The following is a 246-nucleotide window of genomic DNA, read 5'->3' as shown; positions in this document are numbered from 1 at the left end:
CTGCACAGATGGACGGCGCTATTTTGGTATGTGGCGCGACTGACGGCCCTATGCCTCAGACTCGTGAGCACATCCTGCTGTCACGTCAGGTTGGCGTACCTTACATTATTGTATTCCTGAACAAAGCAGACTTGCTTGCAGAAGATTGCGGCGGTGTAGGCAGCGAAGAATACAATGAAATGCTTGAGTTGGTAGAAATGGAGCTGCGTGAGCTGCTCGATATGTACGACTTCCCAGGCGACGACA

The 246-nt window shown here is 51.6% G+C and carries 1 protein-coding gene; it reads left to right on the top strand.

Annotated elements, in window-relative coordinates:
- Nucleotides 1-246 (top strand): GTP-binding protein (locus AB4875_RS17415; RefSeq protein ID WP_368377385.1); only part of this gene is annotated, 246 nt, incomplete at both ends.

The organism is Zhongshania sp. R06B22, assembly GCF_040892595.1.
GTDB lineage: Bacteria > Pseudomonadota > Gammaproteobacteria > Pseudomonadales > Spongiibacteraceae > Spongiibacter > Spongiibacter arctica.
The sequence above is the reverse complement of the archived record's forward strand: the minus strand, read 5'-3'. Positions and strand labels throughout refer to the sequence as shown.